Source organism: Pseudomonas sp. 28 E 9, from assembly GCF_900004785.1.
GTDB classification, from domain to species: domain Bacteria; phylum Pseudomonadota; class Gammaproteobacteria; order Pseudomonadales; family Pseudomonadaceae; genus Aquipseudomonas; species Aquipseudomonas orientalis_A.
Genome location: NZ_CVTK01000010.1, coordinates 43,194 through 63,334 on the forward strand (window position 1 = coordinate 43,194; position 20,141 = coordinate 63,334).

At 59.2% G+C, this 20,141-nt stretch carries 14 protein-coding genes and 1 pseudogene; 10 read left to right on the forward strand and 5 right to left on the reverse strand.

Translation table 11 applies throughout. The features are described from left to right. The first annotated feature begins 183 nt into the window (after positions 1-183). The 4 genes from BFQ00_RS01155 to BFQ00_RS01170 all read left to right on the forward strand — a co-directional run bounded on the left by BFQ00_RS01155 (position 184) and on the right by BFQ00_RS01170 (position 6,669). Positions 184-2,583 (forward strand): hybrid sensor histidine kinase/response regulator, encoded by a 2,400-nt coding sequence (locus BFQ00_RS01155; RefSeq protein ID WP_065932386.1) that lies wholly within the window; start codon positions 184-186, stop codon positions 2,581-2,583. Positions 2,584-2,651: 68 nt separating this feature from the next. After that, positions 2,652-4,304, forward strand: a complete 1,653-nt coding sequence (locus BFQ00_RS01160; protein WP_065932387.1) for an acyl-CoA dehydrogenase family protein — start codon at positions 2,652-2,654, stop codon at positions 4,302-4,304. A 185-nt stretch (positions 4,305-4,489) separates the two neighbouring features. Continuing rightward, a complete protein-coding gene (gene amn, locus BFQ00_RS01165; protein ID WP_162303223.1) occupies positions 4,490-5,962 on the forward strand; it encodes an AMP nucleosidase in 1,473 nt (490 codons plus the stop codon). A gap of 71 nt (positions 5,963-6,033) precedes the next feature. Next, positions 6,034-6,669, forward strand: coding sequence for a pseudouridine synthase (locus tag BFQ00_RS01170; RefSeq protein WP_065932388.1), 636 nt, complete (start codon positions 6,034-6,036; stop codon positions 6,667-6,669). Here BFQ00_RS01170 and BFQ00_RS01175 read toward each other — a convergent pair. Together BFQ00_RS01175 and BFQ00_RS01180 are read right to left on the reverse strand one after the other, a co-directional pair. Continuing rightward, positions 6,664-6,873 carry a DUF2788 domain-containing protein gene (locus tag BFQ00_RS01175; RefSeq protein WP_032884769.1) on the reverse strand — a complete coding sequence of 70 codons (210 nt, stop codon included), beginning with the start codon at positions 6,871-6,873 and terminating at the stop codon, positions 6,664-6,666. The genes BFQ00_RS01170 and BFQ00_RS01175 overlap by 6 nt on opposite strands. A 219-nt stretch (positions 6,874-7,092) precedes the next feature. Then, positions 7,093-7,572: an Lrp/AsnC family transcriptional regulator gene (locus BFQ00_RS01180; protein WP_003194418.1), complete on the reverse strand. Its 480-nt coding sequence runs from the start codon at positions 7,570-7,572 to the stop codon at positions 7,093-7,095. 417 nt (positions 7,573-7,989) lie between these two features. Here BFQ00_RS01180 and BFQ00_RS01185 point away from each other — a divergent pair, with 417 nt between their 5' ends. Continuing rightward, entirely contained in the window at positions 7,990-9,009 is a 1,020-nt protein-coding gene (locus BFQ00_RS01185; RefSeq protein WP_065886869.1) for a DUF6515 family protein, read from the forward strand. Here BFQ00_RS01185 and BFQ00_RS01190 read toward each other — a convergent pair. Continuing rightward, positions 9,006-9,899: a cation diffusion facilitator family transporter gene (locus BFQ00_RS01190; protein WP_065886870.1), complete on the reverse strand. Its 894-nt coding sequence runs from the start codon at positions 9,897-9,899 to the stop codon at positions 9,006-9,008. The genes BFQ00_RS01185 and BFQ00_RS01190 overlap by 4 nt on opposite strands. Positions 9,900-9,908: 9 nt before the next feature. Further along, a complete protein-coding gene (locus BFQ00_RS01195) occupies positions 9,909-10,328 on the reverse strand; it encodes a polyribonucleotide nucleotidyltransferase (protein WP_065932389.1) in 420 nt (139 codons plus the stop codon). Between the two features lie 149 nt (positions 10,329-10,477). Here BFQ00_RS01195 and hrpB point away from each other — a divergent pair, with 149 nt between their 5' ends. The 5 genes from hrpB (at position 10,478) to BFQ00_RS01220 (ending at position 19,190) form a co-directional block, all read left to right on the forward strand. After that, positions 10,478-12,970: an ATP-dependent helicase HrpB gene (gene hrpB, locus BFQ00_RS01200; protein ID WP_065932390.1), complete on the forward strand. Its 2,493-nt coding sequence runs from the start codon at positions 10,478-10,480 to the stop codon at positions 12,968-12,970. A 305-nt stretch (positions 12,971-13,275) separates the two neighbouring features. Further along, positions 13,276-14,745: a site-specific integrase gene (locus tag BFQ00_RS01205; protein ID WP_065932359.1), complete on the forward strand. Its 1,470-nt coding sequence runs from the start codon at positions 13,276-13,278 to the stop codon at positions 14,743-14,745. Continuing rightward, entirely contained in the window at positions 14,738-16,672 is a 1,935-nt protein-coding gene (locus tag BFQ00_RS01210) for a hypothetical protein (protein WP_065932360.1), read from the forward strand. The genes BFQ00_RS01205 and BFQ00_RS01210 overlap by 8 nt, the downstream gene beginning before the upstream one ends. Further along, on the forward strand, positions 16,669-18,717 hold the full coding sequence (locus BFQ00_RS01215) for an integrase (RefSeq protein ID WP_065932361.1): 2,049 nt from the start codon (positions 16,669-16,671) through the stop codon (positions 18,715-18,717). Before BFQ00_RS01210 ends, BFQ00_RS01215 begins: the two co-directional genes overlap by 4 nt. 2 nt (positions 18,718-18,719) lie before the next feature. Further along, positions 18,720-19,190, forward strand: a complete 471-nt coding sequence (locus BFQ00_RS01220) for a hypothetical protein (protein ID WP_065932362.1) — start codon at positions 18,720-18,722, stop codon at positions 19,188-19,190. A gap of 766 nt (positions 19,191-19,956) precedes the next feature. Here the strand turns inward: BFQ00_RS01220 and BFQ00_RS30270 are convergent. Beyond that, positions 19,957-20,085, reverse strand: a pseudogene (locus tag BFQ00_RS30270) (transposase); the annotation flags it as partial. Positions 20,086-20,141 lie beyond the last annotated feature (56 nt).

The following is a 20,141-nucleotide window of genomic DNA, read 5'->3' on the forward strand; positions in this document are numbered from 1 at the left end:
GTCATCAAATGCGCTGAAAGCCACGTCCCAGGGCCGTCCGAAAATACTTCCAATGGTGTCTAATGGCCTTTACCGGCTATGCTAGAGTTCATTCAAACAACTTTCTGTATTGCCGGTGTACGTCTTCTCAAAAGGAATGGAGGAGCTTTTTTGCCTTAACCGGCCAGGCCACGCTGGGGCTCTATGCGCTATTTGCTGATTTTATTATTGTGCGGGTTGCCGCTGTTGGCGGGCGCCGTCGAGTTCAATCAGAGCACCCGAAGCCTGCCATTGGGCCGGGTCATGCAAGTGCTCGAAGACCCCACCGGCGGCCTCACCATTGCCGACGTCAGCTCGCCTGCCTACGCCGCCCAATTCAAGACCCATGACGAACCCACCCTCAATGCCGGTTATTCGCACTCGGTGTTCTGGCTGAAGGTCAACCTGCATTACACCGCCGTTGACCCGCGCTCCCCGCGTACCTGGTTTCTGGAACTGGCTTACCCGCCGCTCAATCGCCTGGATCTGTACCAGAACGACGGCACCGGCAATTATCGTCTCACCACCCGCACCGGCAGCGCGTTACCGTTTTCCAGCCGCGAGGTGCGCCAGAGCAACTACCTGTTCAAGCTCAACTTCGTGCCCGACCAGCGGCAGACGGTCTACCTGCGCCTGCAAAGCCAGGGCTCGATCCAGGCGCCGTTGACCCTCTGGTCCGGCACCGCCTATCTGGAAGAGCAGCCGCTGCGCTTGTATGTGCTGGGCGCTATCTACGGCGTGTTGCTGGGCATGCTGATTTACAACCTGTTCATTTATTTGAGCGTGCGCGACACCAGTTACCTCTATTACATCCTCTACATCGCCTCGTTTGGCCTGTACCAACTGTCGGTCAATGGCGTGGCGGTGGAATACTTCTGGCCGAACAATCCGTGGTGGGCGAATGCGGCGGTGCCGTTTCTGATCGGCGCGGCCGCCTTGTTCGGCAGCCTGTTCGCGCGCAGTTTCCTGCATACCGCGCAGCACAGCCGCTGGCTCGACCGCATCCTGCTGGCGCTGGCGGCCTGTGGTGGGGTGGTCATGGCGCTGGCGCTGCTGACCAGCTACGCGGTCGCCCTGCGCCTGGCCACCGGCCTGGCATTGGTGTTTACCGTGACCATCTTCGTGACCGCGATCAAGGCCTGGTATTGCGGCCAGCGCATGGCGCGTTATTTCATCATTGCCTGGTCGGCGTTTTTACTCGGCGGGGTGATCAATACGCTGATGGTGCTGGGCTACTTGCCCAACGTCTTCCTCACGATGTATGCCAGCCAGATCGGCTCGGCCATTGAAGTGGCGCTGCTGTCCCTGGCCCTGGCCGACCGCATCAACGGCATGCGCGAGCAGCAGGCGCAGATCCTGTTCGATGCCAGCCAGAAGCTCGAAGTGCTCAACCAGCAACTGGCCCGCAGCAATCGGCTCAAGGATGAATTCCTCGCCACCTTGACCCATGAGTTACGCACGCCGATGAACGGCGTCATCGGCTCCCTTGAACTGATGCAGACCGAACCCCTGGGCGACGACCTGGCGCAGTACCAGCAAGCCGCCGCCGGTTCGGCGCGGGACATGATGCGCATGGTCAACGGCATTCTCACCCTGACCGAGTTGCAGGCCGGCCGCCTGGTTGCCCGGCCCCAGGTGTTCGGCCTGCGCGGCGCGCTGGAAACCTTGCGCCAACAGTTCACGCCCAGCGCCCAGGCCAAGGGCCTGGAGTTTTCCATTGACGTCGCCGATGCCGTGCCGGACCGCGTGATCGGCGACGCCGACAAACTGATCCAGTGCCTGGACTGCCTGCTGGACAACGCCTTCAAATTCACCCACCACGGTGCGGTGCGCCTGCGCGTGGTAGGCCTGCCCCAAGCCGATGGCAGCTTGCACCTGAGCTTTATCGTGACCGACACCGGGATCGGCTTTGCCTTCCTTGACGAAGCCACGCTGTACCAGCGCTTCTTCCAGCTCGATGGGTCGATGACCCGGGAATATGGCGGGCTGGGCATCGGCCTGGCGATTTGCCGGCAGTTGATCGAGCTGGTGGGCGGGCGCCTCACCCATCATTCGGAGCCACGCAAGGGCAGTCGCTTCCAACTGGAAGTGGACGTCAAGCCAATGCCGCCGGAGACCAAGCCGGCCGCGCAATCGCTGCCTGCGCAACGCGCGCCGCAGGATTGCACGGTGCTGCTGGTGGACGACAACAGCGTGGTGCAACTGGCGGTGCGCGGCATGCTGCTCAAACTGGGTTATCGGGTCAAAGCCGTGGATGGGGGGCCGGCAGCGCTGACGGCGCTGCAGGAGAACAGGTTTGATGCGGTGGTGCTGGATGTGCCTGAGGGCGGCTTCTCGTTGTGCTGTCAGATTCGTGCCTTGCCTGGCTGCGGTGAATTACCGGTGATCGGCATGAGCACCGCGCTCAATGTCGCAGACCGCGAGCGCTGCCATGGCATCGGCATGAGCGAGCACCTGGCCAAGCCGGTACGGTTCGAGGCCTTGCAGGCCGCGCTGGAGCGTCTTGTATTGTGTCCGCAAGAGGGCGAAAGCGCCGTGCATTCGGCGCGTATGCCACTTTTTTAACCTGGTTGACGGTGCTTAACTGAAAATCAGGCCTCGATATCACGTGGCCTTTTTCCAGGAGGCCCGTCATGAACCCGCACCGGTTTGCCGAAACCCACGACGTCACCAACCAGCCACCGTCCCTGGACGGCACCAACCTGTATCGCATCGACCTGCCCCTGCAAGAATGGGCGCGTCGCTTTGGCGCCGGCTGGGCCGAGTCGCGTATCGATGCCTATGGTGCGTTGGCCGGCGGGCCGTTGATGGAGGCCGGCTTCCTGGCCAATCAGAACAAGCCGGTGTTCAGCAGCCATGACCGTTATGGTCACCGGATTGACCTGGTGGAGTTTCACCCCGCCTACCACGAACTGATGCGCACCGCCGTCGAACATGGCCTGCCGTCGCTGCCGTGGACCGATCCGCAATCCGGCGCCCACGTGGCGCGCGCTGCCATGACCTATCTGCACACCCAGGCCGAAGCCGGCAGCGGCTGCCCGCTGACCATGACCTTCGCCTGCGTCCCTGCCCTGCAGTTGCAGCCAGACCTGGCTGAGCTGTGGCTGCCGAAGATCCTCTCGACCCAATACGACCCGCGCAACCTCGGCATTGCCCACAAAAGCGGTGCCACAATCGGCATGGCCATGACCGAAAAACAGGGCGGCACCGATGTGCGCGCCAACACCACCCGCGCCTATCCGGTGGGCGCGGGCGGTCCGGGGCAGGCCTATGAACTGGTCGGCCACAAATGGTTCTGCTCGGCGCCGATGTGTGACGGCTTCCTCACCCTGGCCCAGACCGACAAGGGCCTGACCTGTTTCCTGCTGCCCCGGCATCGCCCGGATGACACACGCAACGAGTTCTACATCCAGCGTTTGAAAAACAAACTCGGCAACTGCTCCAACGCCTCCAGTGAAGTGGAGTTCCGTGGCGCCCTGGCCTGGATGATCGGTGAAGAGGGGCGCGGCGTGCCGACCATTATCGAGATGGTCGCCATGACCCGCTTCGATTGCATGGTCGGTTCCAGCGCGCTGATGCGCCAGGCATTGACCCAGGCCAGCCATCACTGCGCCCATCGTTCGGTCGGCGGCCGCGTGCTGAGCGAACAACCGCTGATGCAGAACGTGCTCGCCGACCTGGCCCTGGAAAGCGAAGCGGCCCTGGCCTTGAGCCTGCGCATGGGGCGGGCGCTGGATCACCTGGGCAATGAACAGGAGGCCAAGTTCGCCCGGCTGGTGACGGCGGTGGGCAAGTATTGGATCTGCAAACGGGCGCCGGCCATGATCAATGAGGCCGCTGAATGCATGGGCGGCGCCGGCTATGTCGAGGACAGCATCCTGCCGCGTCTGTACCGTGAGGCACCGGTGAATTCGACGTGGGAAGGTTCCGGCAACGTGCAATGCCTGGACGTGCTGCGGGCATTGTCCAAGGAACCCGGTGTGCTGGAGGCGTTGTTCGTCGAGCTGGGCGACGGGCATGGCGACCGGCAATTGGCGCGACACATCGAGCGGTTGAAGTCAGCGTTTATGGACACCCAGGATATCCAATACCGCGCCCGTCAGCTCACCGAGGACATCGCCCTGGCGTTGCAGGCCAAGCTGCTGCTGGAGGCCGGTAATGCGGCGGTCAGCGATGGGTTTGTGGCCAGTCGGTTGGGTGAGTCGTCGGGCCGGGTCTACGGCGCCCTGCCGCGTGGGGTGGATGTGGAAGCGCTGGTCGCCCGTTCAACCCCACCATCTCCCTGAATAAACGCGGTCAAGTGTGGGAGGGGGCTTGCCCCCGATAGCGGTGTGTCAGCCAATACATCTGGTGGCTGATACTCCGCTATCGGGGCAAGCCCCCTCCCACATTTTAAAGAGCATTCCAACTCTGGTGTTTCAGTGAGGCAGGGATACAGGCAAGATAAAGGCCTGCAAGTCCAGAACACAGGATGCTTACCGTGACCGAAGCTTTTGTTGTCGTTCAAACCGCTGAAGAGGCCGTGGATCGGCTGGCGGCCCTGCATGAGCGTGCGACTGGCGCGCTCAATCAAGCCCTCAAGCAATACCTCAAGGATCGCGTCGAACCCGACGCCGAACAACGCGCGCAGTTTCGCTACCCCGAACTGCGCCTGACTTACCACTGCCACGGCGAAGTCCCACAGACCACCCGGGCCTATGCCAAGGTGCAATTGCCGGGTACCTACAGCGTTACCGTCACCCATCCGGCGGCGTTCCGTAAGTACCTGCTGGAGCAACTGGTGCCGCTGATGCACGACTTCACCGTGACGGTGGAAGTGGGCGTCAGCCAGCAGAACATTCCGTACCCTTACGTGGTGGAGCAGGGCGACGAACTGGCCGGCTCCGGCGTGACCGCCGCGACCCTGGCCCGCGTGTTCCCCAGCACCGACTTGTCCGCCGCCACCGATGGCATTGCCGACGGTCTCTATGACTGGGAGAACACCGATCCGCTGCCCCTGGCCCTGTTCGACGCGGCGCGTGTGGACTTCTCCCTGCGCCGCCTGGTGCACTACACCGGCAGCGACTGGCGCCATGTGCAACCGTGGATTCTGTTGACCAACTACCATCGCTACGTTGACCAGTTCATCCTGCATGGCCTGGAGCAACTGCGCAGCGACCCACGCTTTATCCGCATGGTGCTGCCGGGCAACGTGGTGATCGACAAGAGCATGGACCATGGCGAAGCGTCGGCGATTGCTGCGGGCGTGGTGTGGCACCGCTACCAGATGCCGGCCTATCACTTGCAGGCCACTGATGGCCATGGCGTGACCCTGGTGAATATCGGCGTGGGCCCGTCCAACGCCAAGAACATCACCGACCACCTGGCCGTGCTGCGCCCGCATTGCTGGCTGATGATCGGGCACTGCGGCGGCCTGCGCCAATCCCAGACCATCGGCGACTACGTACTGGCCCACGCCTATATGCGTCGTGATGGGATTCTCGACCGCGTGGTTCCGCCGAACATCCCGATCCCGGCCCTGGCCGAGGTGCAACTGGCGCTTCAGCAAGCGGCGGCGAACGTCACCGGCGAAAAAGGTGAAGAGCTGAAAAAACGCCTGCGCACCGGCACCGTATTGACCTACGACGACCGCAACTGGGAACTGCGCTGGGCCCAGGAACGACCGCTGATCAACCTGTCCCGCGCCGTGGCGGTGGACATGGAAAGCGGCACCATCGCCGCCCAGGGCTACCGTTTGCGGGTGCCGTACGGCACGTTGTTGTGTGTGTCGGACAAGCCGCTGCACAGCGAGATCAAGTTGCCGGGTTCGGCCAACGCGTTCTACGAGCGCGCCGTCAGCCAGCACTTGAAGATCGGCATCGAAGCCGTCGACCTGCTGCGCACCGAACTCAACTCGCTGCACTCGCGCAAACTGCGCAGCTTCGACGAGCCGCCGTTCCGCTAAGCGGTGGGGATGGTCATTTAGCGGTCAGGCCACTAGCATTGTGGGTCCTGACCGTTAGATGTTCCCTTGCCATGTCCCGTCCCACTCGTCCCGATGCGCGCCGCCCCGGCGTGAACCCCCCGCATGCAGGCCCGCGCCGTGTCGCCAAGGCGCCGCCGGCCGAGCCAAAGCTGATCCTGTTCAACAAGCCTTTCGATGTGCTGACCCAGTTCAGTGACGAAGGCGGGCGCGCGACCCTCAAGGATTTCATCGATATCCCCGGCATCTACCCGGCCGGCCGCCTGGACCGTGACAGCGAAGGCCTGTTGTTGCTGACCAATGATGGCCAGTTGCAGGCGCGCATTGCCGATCCCAAACACAAGCTGGCAAAAACCTACTGGGTGCAAGTCGAAGGCGAACCGACCGAAGCACAACTGCAACGCTTGCGCGACGGCGTGGAGCTTAACGACGGCATGACCTTGCCCGCCGAGGCGCGGCAGTTGGAAGAACCCGAATTATGGCCGCGCAACCCGCCCGTGCGCTTTCGCAAAAGCGTGCCGACTCATTGGTTGGAATTGGTCATACGTGAAGGGCGCAATCGCCAGGTGCGGCGCATGACTGCGGCGGTGGGCTTGCCGACGTTGCGCCTGGTGCGCGTGCGGATTGGTGACTGGTCTATCGAAGGCATCGATCAGGGCCAGTGGAAGGCCGTACCGGCACGTTTATAAGGCGCCGGACTCGATCAGCCCGATCACCACGCTCTTGATGATGAACGCGGCCACGCCCAGGCCCAGCACGAAAAACAGAATGAACGAGCCAAAGCGCCCGGCCTTGGATTTCTTCGCCAGGTCCCAGACGATAAAGCCCATGAAAATAATCAGGACAGTGACCAGGCCGGTCATCATCCATTCTTCGAACAGGGCGGGGTCGATGTTGTTCATGGGGCTTCCTACTAAGGCAGGCGGGAAGTATACGGCAGCGTCACAGGCGCAACATTGACCTGGGTCGAAGCACAATCCAAATGTAGGAGCGAGCTTGCTCGCGAAAAACGTCAACGATACCGCGTGCTTTCTGAATGAACGCGGCGCCTGTGCGTTTTTCGCGAGCAAGCTCGCTCCTACAACAAGCAAGCCCCTTGAACTTCGTTGTCCTCAGGTGCGCAGGTGGGTCAATGGCAGTTCGGTGCTGTTGAGCACCTGGTTCAGCACAAAGCTGGAGCGCACGCTGGTCACGCCTTCAATCCGGGTCAGGTGCCCCAGCAGCAGCTTCTGATAATGGTCCATGTCCGGCACCACCACCTTCAACTGATAGTCGGCGTCCATCCCGGTCACCAGACTGCATTCCAGGACCTGGGGCAAGGTACGGATGGCCGCTTCGAAATTCTCGAAACGTTCCGGCGTATGCCGGTCCATGCCGATCAGCACATAGGCCGTCAGGCTCAGGCCGAGCATCTTGCGGTCGAGCAACGCCACCTGGCGGGCGATGTAGCCGTCGTCTTCCAATTGCTTGACCCGGCGCGAGCAGGGCGAAGGCGACAGGCCGATACGCTCGGCCAGCTCCTGGTTGGAGATCCTCGCGTCGCGCTGCAATTCCGCCAGAATACTCAGGTCGTATCGGTCAAGCTTGCTCATTGGGTTGGCCTTTGTCGTAACTATTGCGGTGAATTATCCATGAAGGGTTAAAAATTGCGCAAGCACTGTTTATTGACGCAATCTTCGCAATCATCCGTCGGGCGCAGACCTGTATCTTTATCAACAGAATCACCGCCTGGACAACAGTCCACTGCAGCCCGCCCAATCAGGCCCGCTGCGGCCGCCGCCCCAGCAGGGTTGAGCCGGCCTCCAGGCTGCACACTGTCCACAAGACGGCGTGAGGTGAGCCAACGTCAAAAGCGTTGAGCCAGGACGAAATTCTCAAGGGGTGGCCGACGGGTCACCCCTTTTCTTTTGCGTTCAAGAAAATAGTGCTGGTGACTGATAACCTGTCTCAGAACCGGGCGAGGCTTTCCCAGTCTCATGAACAAGCCCTAACCCGCAGTGAGGAAAAGCATGAAGCGCATCTGGCGTATGGCAGGTGTTGGTTTGCTGGTGGTCAGCGTCGGCACGCAGGTAATCGCCGACGAGCGCGATAACTCACCGGGCCAGGGGCCGCGCCCACAGGGCGGTGGCCAGCATGAGCGGGGGCCGGAAGGCGCAGGTCGCCCGGACAATAACCCGCCGCGCCCGCAGGCCCCGCCGGTTGATCGCGGCGGCCACAATGGCGGCGGCCAATGGCAAGGGCGCCCGCCGGTCAATGAACCGGGGCGACCGCAGCCGCAGCCGTCCAATAACCTGCCGATCCAGGGCCGGCCCGATACCGTGCGCCAGACCCAGGAACCGCGCCAGGGCTACTACCGCGACATTCCCCGGCGCAACGACGACAACCGCCATTGGGAGGCCGGCGGCCCCGGTTCGCGCCCCGGGGACAATGGCCATCCCAACGATAACCGCTGGGATAACCGCTGGCCTGGCCGCCCCGATGGGCATGGCAATGGTTGGGGCCCGGGGCCGCAGCATCGCCCCGGCTATGTCGTCGACCGTTTCCCTGACCGTAATTACCGCGTGCCGTATCGCGGCCAGGATTACTTTTTCTCCGGCGGCTACTGGTACCGTCCACAAGGTCCGCGTTATGTGGTGGTGAGGCCACCGTATGGTATTCGGGTGCAGTATTTGCCGGACTACGCGCGTGAAGTCTGGGTGGGCGGTTCGCTATTGTTCCTGGCGGCTGGCGCCTACTACGCCTACGAACAGAACACCCAGCAATACGTGGTAGTGGAACCGCCGGCGCAGGTGCCGGCGCCTCAGCCTGCGCCGCAAGGCAACGGCTATGACGTGGTGGCCTACCCTGCCAACGGGCAATCCCCGGCTCAGGTGCAGCAGGACGGTTACGATTGTTACCGCTGGGCCGCGCAGCAAAGCGGCTTTGACCCGCAGACCGCCACCTACGCCCCCGACCCTGCGGTGGTGCAGACCTACCGCCAGGCCCAGGGCAACTGCCTGGGCAGTCGTGGGTATCAGGTGCAGTACTAGGTCTTGTTGCCAGTGACCACTTCCCGCGGGTCGGCGTGCACCAGCACTTCGGCGCGTGGGTAAGCCTGGTGAATGGCGTCGGCGGCCTGGTCGCTGATGCTGTGGGCCACCGATAAGGTCAATTCCCCCGGCAACTCCAGGTGCAACTGCACAAACCAGTGGCTGCCCGAAATGCGTGTGCGCAAGTCGTGGGCGCCCAGTACCCCGGGTACGCTACGGGCCAGTTCAAGCATGTGCTGGCTGACGTCCGGCGGTAACTCTTCATCCATCAACACGGCAAAGCTTTCCCGGGCAATCTGGATCGCACTCCACAGGATGTAGGCGGCGATGCCCAGGCCGAACCAGGCGTCCACCTGATTAAAGCCAAAACCGGCGAGCACCAAGGCCACCAGGATGCTGCCGTTGAGCATCAGGTCGGAGCGATAATGCAGCGAGTCGGCGCGCACCGCGTTGGAGCCGGTTTCGCGGATCACCCGATGTTGCAGCATCAACAACGCCACGGTCAGCACCAGTGAGAACACGATCACGCCAATGCTCAGCCAGGGCGCGCCCACGGGTTCCGGGTGCTGCAGGCGTTGATAGGCCTGCAAGGCGATCAACACCGCGCTGCCACCGATAAACAGCGCCTGGGCCATCCCCGACAGCGACTCCGCTTTGCCGTGACCGTAACGGTGGTCATCATCGGCGGGGCGCAGGGCGTAGTGCACCGCCAGCAGATTGAGCAGCGAGGTCACGCCATCGAGCAGCGAATCGGTCAACCCGGCGAGCATGGCCACCGAGCCACTGAACCACCAGGCGATGGCCTTGGTGACAATCAGCACACAGGCCACGCCCACCGAGGCGCGTGTAGCCAGGCGCAGAAGCCTGGCGTGTTCGGGACTGCTGGTCATGGGCTGTCCTTATGCGGCGGGCTGCAGGCCCAGGGACGCCAATTGGTGCACGCTGCCCTTGAACTGGATCAGGCGCGGGTCGTCCAGCGGCAAGGTGCGGCCGGTTTCCGCCTGGATAATGCTTTGCAGCTTGGCGTTATCGACCTTGCCGTCGGCGCCGATGGCTTCGTGCAGTTTTTCCGGCGCGACCTGGGCGGTCTTGCCCGGTTCGAAATAGATCGCGCCCGTGGCGAAGTCGACGCCGAACGCGATCAGGCCGGGGATCACGTAGAACAACAAGCCGACCGCATCGAGCACGGCGATGGCCGGGTCGATTTTGCCGTTGATCTGACCGCGCCGGTCGGGGTAGAAAATCGAACCGCAGGCGGTGAGTTGGCTCAGCAGGGTGACGGCCAGGACGCCGCCGATGACACGGGAAGCGATACGCATGAAAAAGTCTCCTGAATATATTAAGGGTGACTATAAGCCAGATGTGCCAGACGCCGATGCTCCCACACTCGATTGCATAGGTGTTTTTGAGACCCGCGTCAGCCTCCGGCCGTTCGCCGTTATACTCGCCGCTCTGCTTTGGAGCCAGTATGAATTCGTTGCCGATCGATGATGTTTTACCCGCCCTGCGTGACGCCTTGGCGATTCGCCACGAAGCCGTGCTGGAAGCGCCCCCCGGCGCCGGTAAAACCACCCGCGTGCCCCTGGCATTATTGAACGAGCCCTGGCTCGCCGGGCAAACCATCCTGATGCTCGAACCCCGGCGCCTGGCTGCGCGGGCCGCCGCCGAGCGGCTGGCCAGCGAGCTGGGTGAAAAGGTCGGTGAAACGGTCGGCTATCGCATCCGCCTCGACAGCAAAGTCGGCCCCAATACTCGCATCGAAGTGGTCACCGAAGGCATTCTCACCCGTCGCCTGCAGGACGACCCGGCGCTGGACGGCGTGGGCCTGTTGATCTTCGACGAATTCCATGAGCGCAGCCTCGACGCCGACCTGGCGCTGGCCCTGAGCCTCAACGGCCGCGAGCTGTTTCGTGACGAGCAGCCGCTGAAAATCCTGCTGATGTCCGCCACCCTCGAAGGCGAGCGCCTCGCCAGCCTGCTGGATGATGCACCGATCCTGCGCAGCGAAGGGCGCATGTTCCCGGTGCAGATGCGCTGGGGCCGGCCCTACCAGTCCGGGGAATTTATCGAGCCACGGGTGGTGCAGACGATTCTCGAAGCCCTGCATGACGAGACCGGCAGCGTCCTGGTGTTTTTGCCGGGGCAGGCAGAGATTCGCCGGGTCAACCAGCAACTGGCCGACGCCCTGGGGGATCGCCCTGATGTGTTGTTATGCCCCCTGCATGGCGAGTTGGACCTCAACGCCCAACGCGCCGCCATCGACCCGGCGCCGGCCGGCAAGCGCAAAGTGGTGCTGGCCACCAACATCGCCGAGACCAGCCTGACCATCAACGGCGTGCGCGTTGTCATCGACGCCGGGCTGGCGCGGGTGCCGCGTTTCGACCCGGGCAGCGGCATGACCCGCCTCGACACCCAGCGCATCTCCCGCGCCAGCGCCACCCAGCGCGCCGGTCGGGCAGGGCGGTTGGAGCCAGGCGTGTGTTATCGGTTGTGGTCCGAAGACCAGCATGACGGTCTGGCCGCGTATGGCAGCGCGGAAATACTCGCCGCCGACCTGGCCGGGCTGGCCTTGCAACTGGCCCGTTGGGGCGTGACGCCCAGCCAGTTGGTATGGCTGGATGTGCCGCCCGCCGCTGCGTATGCCCAGGCCCAGGAACTGCTGCAACGCCTCGGCGCATTGAACGAAGAAACCCTCACCGCCCATGGGCAGAAGATGGCCGAGTTGCCCGCCCACCCGCGTATCGCCCATCTGTTGTTGCGCGGGCAGGACCTCGGGCTGGCGGCGATGGCCTGTGACGTGGCGGCGCTGTTGGGCGAACGCGATATCTTGCGCGGTGGTGGTGCGGACTTGCACAGTCGCCTGGCACTGATGTCCGGCGAAGAGCGCGCCCGTGGTACCCAGGGCGGGGTGCAACGGGCCAGGCAGTTGGCGCGCCAGTATCGTGGTTATTTAAGAGGCAAGGCCAGCCAACCGGTGGCCGACCCCGACCACCCTCGCTGGCTCGGCGCCCTGCTGGCGCTGGCCTATCCGGACCGCGTCGCTCAACAGCGTCGCCCCGGGGGCGCCGAATACCGTTTGGCCAACGGCCGCGCGGCGCTGTTCGCCGAGGCCGACAGCCTGATGAAACAACCCTGGCTGGCGATCGCTGACCTGGGTAGCCGCCAGGGCCAGCGCGAAGAGCGCATCTACCTGGCGGCGGATTTTGATCCGGCGCTGTTTGATACGGTGCTGGCCGAGCAAGTGCGCAACGTCGACCAGCTGGATTGGGATGAACGCGAAGGCGTGCTGCGCGCCGAACGCCAGCGCAAGGTCGGTGAGCTGGTGCTCAGCCGAGAACCCCTGACCGGCCTCGACGAGTCCGCCCGCAGCCAGGCGCTGGTCAACCTGGTGCGCCGCAAAGGCCTGGAGCTGCTGCCCTGGACCCCGGAGCTGCGCCAATGGCAGGCCCGTGTGATGCTGCTGCGCCAACTGGACGCCGGCCACACCAGCGAATGGCCCGATATCAGCGACAAGGCCCTGCTCGCCAGCCTGGAGCACTGGCTGATGCCCTACCTGGGCAAAGTCTCGCGCCTGAGCCATTTCGCCAACCTGGATATTTCCAGCTACCTGCACAACCTGCTGCCCTGGCCACTGCCCCAGCGCCTGGATGAACTCGCGCCCCAGCATGTGAAAGTGCCGTCGGGCTCGTCGGTGCGCCTGGACTACAGCGAACAGCCGCCGATTCTGGCGGTGCGCCTGCAGGAGCTGTTCGGGCTGGCGGATACACCACGGATTGCCGGTGGGCGCCAAGTGGTGAAGTTGCACCTGCTGTCGCCGGCGCGGCGGCCGGTGCAGGTTACGCAGGACCTGGCCAACTTCTGGCGCAGTACCTATGCCGAGGTGAAAAAGGATTTAAAGGGGCGTTACCCCAAGCTATTCCATAAGTTGGACCCATGGGTAGATTCACTTAACAAGAAGTGATTGACAGTTTTCGCAAAGACGCCCTTCTGTAACATGGATCGTTGACAGATCGCGCCTGAAAATCCTCGTGAGCGGGGATACAGCCGGAGGGGGAATCGCGCGGATAGGGCTTTTGCAGCTCGTTCTGAAGCTCTTTGTGCATGACCGCGCTACTCGCTGCTTTGAGGTAGAAGGCAGCCTACAGCGGCTCTAGTTGCAATACGGCCTCCAATCTCACTGCGGCGGGGTGAGGGAAGTGAATTGATTAGGGATGCATCGAAAACGCCTAATCGATACTGTCTTCTCATCTACGTTAAAGGTGAGTCATGTCCTATCGAAATCCTCAGCACGAAGCGCGCCTGGTTCTTCTTTCGACCCTTCGAAGCGCCTTCTCAAGTCTCTACGTCAGTGAAGCGCCCGACGCAAAAAAAATCCGGCTGGAAGGAAGCGGCTCTGAAATTGTGTATCAAGTTGGTGAGGTTGGTGGAGAAAACTATCCTGATTTATATAATTTCCCGTTTCTGTTTCATTTAAATGGATATCCGTGGCAAGAGGCTAATGATTATCTGCTGAACCTAATGCGTGAAAAGGCTCCGATCAATCGGCGCACTGACGATGTTCGGCGTCGTGCCAGCAAACTACTTGATTACCTGTTGTTCTGTGAGGATAACAATCTTGATTGGCTCGACTTCTCCGGTGCTCGGCCTCCACTTCGTCCGACATACAAGTATTTCTACCACCTGATTAACGAAGGCACCCGCAGTAATCAGGTGATAAATCAATACACAGGTGTTATCTACCACTTTTATAAGTACGTTTCCGAGTATTGGCATGATCTCGACATGAAGCGTGTAGATACGATCAAGCAGGTACGGTTCATCGTGCAGGGTTTTAAAGGTGTCAAGGTCGTAGATGCAGAAAAACGCAGCCAAACGCGACGTACGCCGCCGGGTAGTTCTGTGCAGCTAGGGTTCGTTCGCGATGACGGCGAGGACCTCAGGCCGCTTTATAATCTTGAGTTGGGTGCATTTCTGTCCGCCATTCGCAATGAAAAAGAATGGTCTGCAGTTGAGCGATTGATCCTAATGACATCGCTAATGACGGGCGCCCGCAAGCAAACCGTTCTGACCATGCGCTTGAAGAATTTGAAAGGCTTTACAGAGGACAAACTGGAGCGGGAGGGTGCCTATAAATTACATGCTGGCCCCTGCACAGGCATCGATACGAAATACGACAAACCGCAGGTCCTGTACGTCCCGAAGCAACTTGCCGAAGAACTTGTTACGCTTGCTAAAAGCCCAATGATGAAGAAACGGAGGGAAAAGTTTCTAGCTCAGTTAGAGACAAGTCATCCCGGTCTGACGGTGGACGAAGATGATATGTATTTGTTTCTTTCAGATCAAGGTAACTGCTACTACATGGCCAAAAGCGATCCGCGCTATACGATTGTTAAGTCGCCGCAGACAGGGCAGGTCACGGAAACAGTTAAGCGCAAGTTGATCCAGAAAGCCTCTAGCCCATTTCCGAAAGACTTTTCATATCACTGGCTGCGAGCGACCTTTGGATATCAGCTCTACCAGCGCCTGCAGGCATTGGTTCAGGAGGGAGAGTTGAAACCGGGCGAAGACATTGATTTTATTCAGAAGCGCATGCACCACGAGTCCAGGGAAACGACAGAGAACTACCTAAAGTTGTTCAAGATGACTCACGAAAAGGTCATTGCCCAAGAGGTTTGGGAGAGGAAGTTGTTCAATGGCGGCTACGCGGTGCTGAAGGTGGAGGCGCACGATGAATAGTCGTCAGCAATTCGAGCATCGTGCCAATACGCAGATTATTACGCTGAGTGAAGTCACCTATGAGTTTGCTGAGCCTGAGCGCTTGCGTTTGCAACTGTCTCCGAAGGTGATGAAGAAGCCGTTGGATATTGGCAGTTTTGCATATTTGCTGCGTGGTAAGAATGAAAGCGTTCGGGATGATCGCGGCACGCCGGTAGGGATTGAGTCTTTTGTCGAAAGCCGTCGTGAACTGATTGTGAGGCTGCTAGAGTCCTTTATCGGTCTGCGTGATAAGACAGTTCTATTGCGATTGACGCTTACCGCATATTTTATCGACTGGCTGAACGCGCAAGGCTACAGGGAAATGTTTGCCAGTGCAGCGCAAGCCCAGCAAGCCTATCGAGACTATACCGCGCACCTGAATCATCAAATAGCCCATCATGTATTGAAGCCCGTCAGTGCGAAAAATAGTCAGTTGAATGTTTCAAGGATTATTGAACTGCTTTATCCAGAAGACAGTCACCATATCCTAGCAGGTGCGGTCCCGATCATTGCCGAAAAAGGCTCTGAGGCAGCCAGCGCTGCCCATGTTGAGGTGTGCCGGGACGCTTGTTTGGCGATTGCCCAGCAATGCAGTGTTTTCGTCCTGAACAGCCAGCCATATCCCTTTGTTGTGAGCATCAGGGATTATGAGGTGGTTGTGTTTCCATCAAGCCATGGTTGGGTTGGCCCATTCAAGACATCGCCGCTTAATTATAATGCCGGCGAGCGACGGATTGCGACGGTCGAAGAATATTTGGCCGCTGCTGACAGGTTGGGGCGAAGGCTATACAAAAAATCGGAAGCAGAGCGCACTCTATTAAACGCACAGGCGAGTTTGGATGCGGCCAACGAATATGGGCGCCACTGGCACCGGCTTCAAGTGGCGGGTTTTGCCGCGAAAGCCTACGCAAGCCTTCTCCTTATGATCACAGGCGCCACGCCGACCGAGTTTGACCAGTTTAGCTATATAGACGCGATCGAGGTTGAGAAATCTCCAATCAAGAAAGAGTTGTCGGCTGTGAAGTTCCGGGCGGGCGGGAAATCAACTCTTTATAACATCGGGCGTGACACAGGGTTGCCGCTGCTCAAGGAGTACCTGAAGCTCCGTGAGTGGATTCTGAATGGCGTGTCGCATGAGCGGCTGTTCTTTACGATGCCTGCGAGTGGCGAACTAGCAAGCACCGATAACGAATTTTCTGAATTTAACACAACTATGTTGATGAAAAAATTCTTCAACTCCATCAGCGGCACCTTCCTTGACCCCAAGGTACCAAGACTTTCGCCGCGCAAGATGCGCAAGTACAAGAGCCTTGGGATGCATACCGCTGGCGTGTCGCCGTCCACGGTAGCGGCAACCTTGAATCAGAGTTTGATGGTCAATCTTTCGACTTATTCGGAGGCTACTCCTGAGCAGCAGAAAGCTGAGTTCGGACAGTTTTGGCAGGCCATGCGCCATACAGCCAAAGTCGCGTTTGAGCGCAGCCATAGGCCTGCAGAAGGCGAGATCGGAACGGCGGCGGGTCACTGTGACGGGTTCAGTCAGCCGATCCCTGTGCATGATTTAGGGGCTGTTGCAATCGAGCCGAACTGCCGCAGCCAATACGGCTGCTTGTACTGCGAGCACTATATCTGTCACAGCGATGAAGAAGACCTGCACAAGATTGTGAGTTTGCAGTATGTGATCAATGCGGTGCGTGAAGCCGCGCCCGATTCGGCTCATGCTGAAGCGCTCTACAAAGAATTGTCGATCCGAATCGAGTTCATCCTTGAGGCGCTTGGCGAGCGTTCGAATGCGGTGAAGCAGTTGGTCGAAGCGATCAAGGCCAAGGTGTTTGAATACGGTGAGCTCACGCCTTTCTGGGAAAGCCGTCTGAGCCGTTATGAAAAAATGGGAGTGGTATTTTGAACGCTGTTGTCCAGTCCATCGGCAGTCTCTTTTCCAGCGGCCAGTTTTCGCCAACCAGTGAGCCAGATAAGGCGCCGCAACTCTACGGCAAGCCCGCACCCGATTTCGTTCTTTGTCGTGATGCGAAAGGCAACGCCACGGCGGTATACGGTGAACGCGTTTGGGACTTTAACCCATACCGGCTGAGTGCAAAAAAACTCGCGCGAATACGTTTTGATACGGTATTCAACGAAAGTGGCCTACAGCAGCAGGCGCTGATCGAAGAAGCCAGACATCTGCTGTATTGCATGATCTATTTTGCCGGTGGCGGGCGACTCGGTAAGCTGAGCGCAAGCACATTTTGCCAGTATTGGCTCTTGCTGCGCTTAGCCATTCAGTTCTGCTATGAGCAGAAACAGAAGCCCATGGTTGGCGTGCTGTCCTTGCGGCAGATCTTTACCGTGCCGGTTTATCTGGCGGCTTTTATTGGCCAAAGTAGCTTCGATAAAAAGGTTTTTTCTGGGGTTTTGAAAGGCTTGGCCAGGGTGGGCGAAGAACGGTTGGGTTATGCCGTGATCAATCCCGCCAAATTTGATCTGTCACGACCAGAGCACAAGCAGCATCCAGTCATTCCGACACGAATCTATTTGAATCTCATCAATCTTACTGGCGACCTGCTCAATCAGCTTTATGTAGGCGTTGGGCGTTTCGAGTCCTTTATCGCCTGCTTTGCTGATGAGCATTACGGCATTACTCATGACAGACAGAATTCTTTGGGTGTTGGTGGCAAGGCACACCGGCGGCCCGACATGGGGCAAGCGATCAAGGATCATGGTCTGACTTCGGTGTTTGCCGGTGAGTTTGAGTGTTCTGGGAGGAGAAATCTGCAACTGCGCTTGCTCCGAATGCAGTATGTGGTGAAAACGCTGATCCACCTCTATACCGGCATGCGCGATCAAGAGGTGATGCGAATGCCGTATTACTGTTTGTCCGATCAAGTCGTCAGGCAGGTGGTCGTCGATGACCAGGGCATTGAACGTGATAAGCCGCGGTCAGTAAATGTCCTCTCGACCACCACAAAGTTCACCGGCTACAACAAAGAAGCCGCATGGTTCGCGCCGAGGGAGGTCGTCAGGGCGGTCGAAGTCGCCCAGGCGATTTGTCGCGGACTCGCCAAACTCTACAAAATCGAGTTGGAAGCCCGTTGCCCGCTGTTTCTCAACCCTTCCATTGTTGGTTATACGCGGAACAGTGCCGAAGTTGGCGTGACGAGTTTTAAGGCTAGAGGGACACAAGGAACTGTTTTGCACGGGCTGTCGATCCAGCCAGAGGACTTGCAGGAACTGGCGCAGAGCGATCCTTCTCGTGACTTTTACAATGAGCCAGCGTTTGCTGCCGGCCAGCCCTGGCCGCTGACAAGTCATCAGTTTCGGCGCTCGCTGGCATTCTATGGCAGCAGTAGCGGTTTTCTTTCCTTGCCGACGCTGCGGGCGCAGTTCAAGCACATGACGATTGAAATGTCGCGCTATTACGCGAATGGCTACGATAACCTGCGCACCATTTTTGGCTACTACGACGACAAGAAGAAGGACTTTGTGCTGCCAAGCAATCACTTCGCCTTCGAGTATCAGATGGCCGTGCCCATGTCGGTGTCGAACCAGTTGATTGCCGATCTTCTGTTTAATGAGGAACCGCTGTTCGGCGGCACCGGCTCGTACATGGAGAAACAGAAAGAGCGGGTTAAGGCGGGTGAGATTCAGATTGAAGATGTCCGCGCTGACACCGAACAACGGGTTAAAAGCGGTGCAATTAGCTACCGTCCGACACTGCTCGGTGGCTGTACTAAGGCGGGCCGTTGCTACTCCTTCTTGCTCGGTGACTACACGGAATGCCTGTCTTGCGAGGGCGCGATTATCAAGCCTTATAAGCTCAATGCGGCGATTGAGGATGCGGAGAATGAATTGTACAGTTACGCAGAAGGCTCGGGCGAATATCAAATTGTGAAGGGCGACATTGAGCGTTTAACCGCCTTCAAAGCCCGTCTGATTGACTCGGTGGAGGTTTAACCATGAAGTCTGGTGACGGAACAAGCAAGGGGGTGGGCGCTTGCGAGCAAGCCTTGCAGCGCCTCTTGGTTGGTAAGCCTGTTGTGCCCGAGCATGTTGCTTTAGACCTGTCGAAACTCACTGCCAGCATTGTCAGTCTGGAGGCTGGATTTGATCGTGGCTACTTGAAGAAGTCGCGTAAAGCGCATTTACCGCTACTGGCTCAAATCGAGGCGGTTCGGGCAGAGGCCAGCAAAGGGGCGGGTTCATCTAGCGGCAAAAAAATCCGGCAGATGGAAAGTCAGCTGGCCGCGCTGGAAAAAACGCTATCAATCGCTCAGATGCAGCGTGACAACGTGCTGGCTCAGAATATGAAGTTGTGGCAACGGGTGCGCGAGCTGGAACATTCGATGGCTTATAGCCGCTCGGGCCACTCGGCAAAGGTCGAATCCCTGCTGCGTAGTGACAAAGGCATGACCTTCACCTCGGCGTGAGCTTGTTCGAAAATTTCCGTGTTGACGGGGTAGCCGCCCAAGAGAACTTCTTGCGCAGCTTGGTCATTGCGACGACGAAATAACTCAGCTTGAACCGACTGGCACGATTAAAACCGCTTGATCAGAAAGATGCAGGTTTCTCTGGAAGCCTGCTCCAACTGACTCATTGTGTCGAGCTCGATATGATTCTCAGGCAAACTCAGCAGCACTAGGCTTTCAGCTTTCTGCATGGGGTCGATATTCGTGTTCTGCAGTGACTATGAGAAAAGCAGGGCCTGGCTGCATGCTAAGGCCAAAGACGCCGGATCGCTATCGGCTGACAAGGAGGCGTATCTAGATCTTGAGATGGCGATCAAGCTGCGGGAGCGGACGGAGCATGAAGTTTCAGTATGTTGGTGGCAGCCGCGTCAGCAGAAGTCTCAGAAAGGCAAAAACCCGGAAATTAGCCGGGCTCTGCAAATCCCTCAAGGGGTTAAAGCTCAAGTGCCTCAAGGGCTACCGTGAAAACTCTATGGCCGGTTGACTCAAATGTCAATATTAGTCAGATAAGACTGACTCGCTTCCCTCACGGGCTTGGAACCTTGCAGCTTTGCAACTTCTAAAAAGCAGGCAGTCAATGTGTGCCGTAATGTGTAGTCGTCAGAGTCCGAGTAAGCTTTCCTAACGCTGTCAAACCGAATGTGAATTGTAAGCGTCCGGCCATCACGCCTTAGGTGATTGAGCCGGTTGCCACTTATGCGGCAGCAACTGGTCGATTTCACACGCCCGCTGAACCGGCAACTTCCTGCAGGCCTCCAACCGAGTGTAGGACTGGTTCGGCCAACTGACTTTTATTCGCGACGTGTAGATCAAAAAACTTTCGGCGGGCATGGGCCATGCAGCCAATTTCGGTAATGGCCGAGCCTGACCGGTGTAAATCAACCCGAAGCTGCCGTTCACGAAGGACAGAAA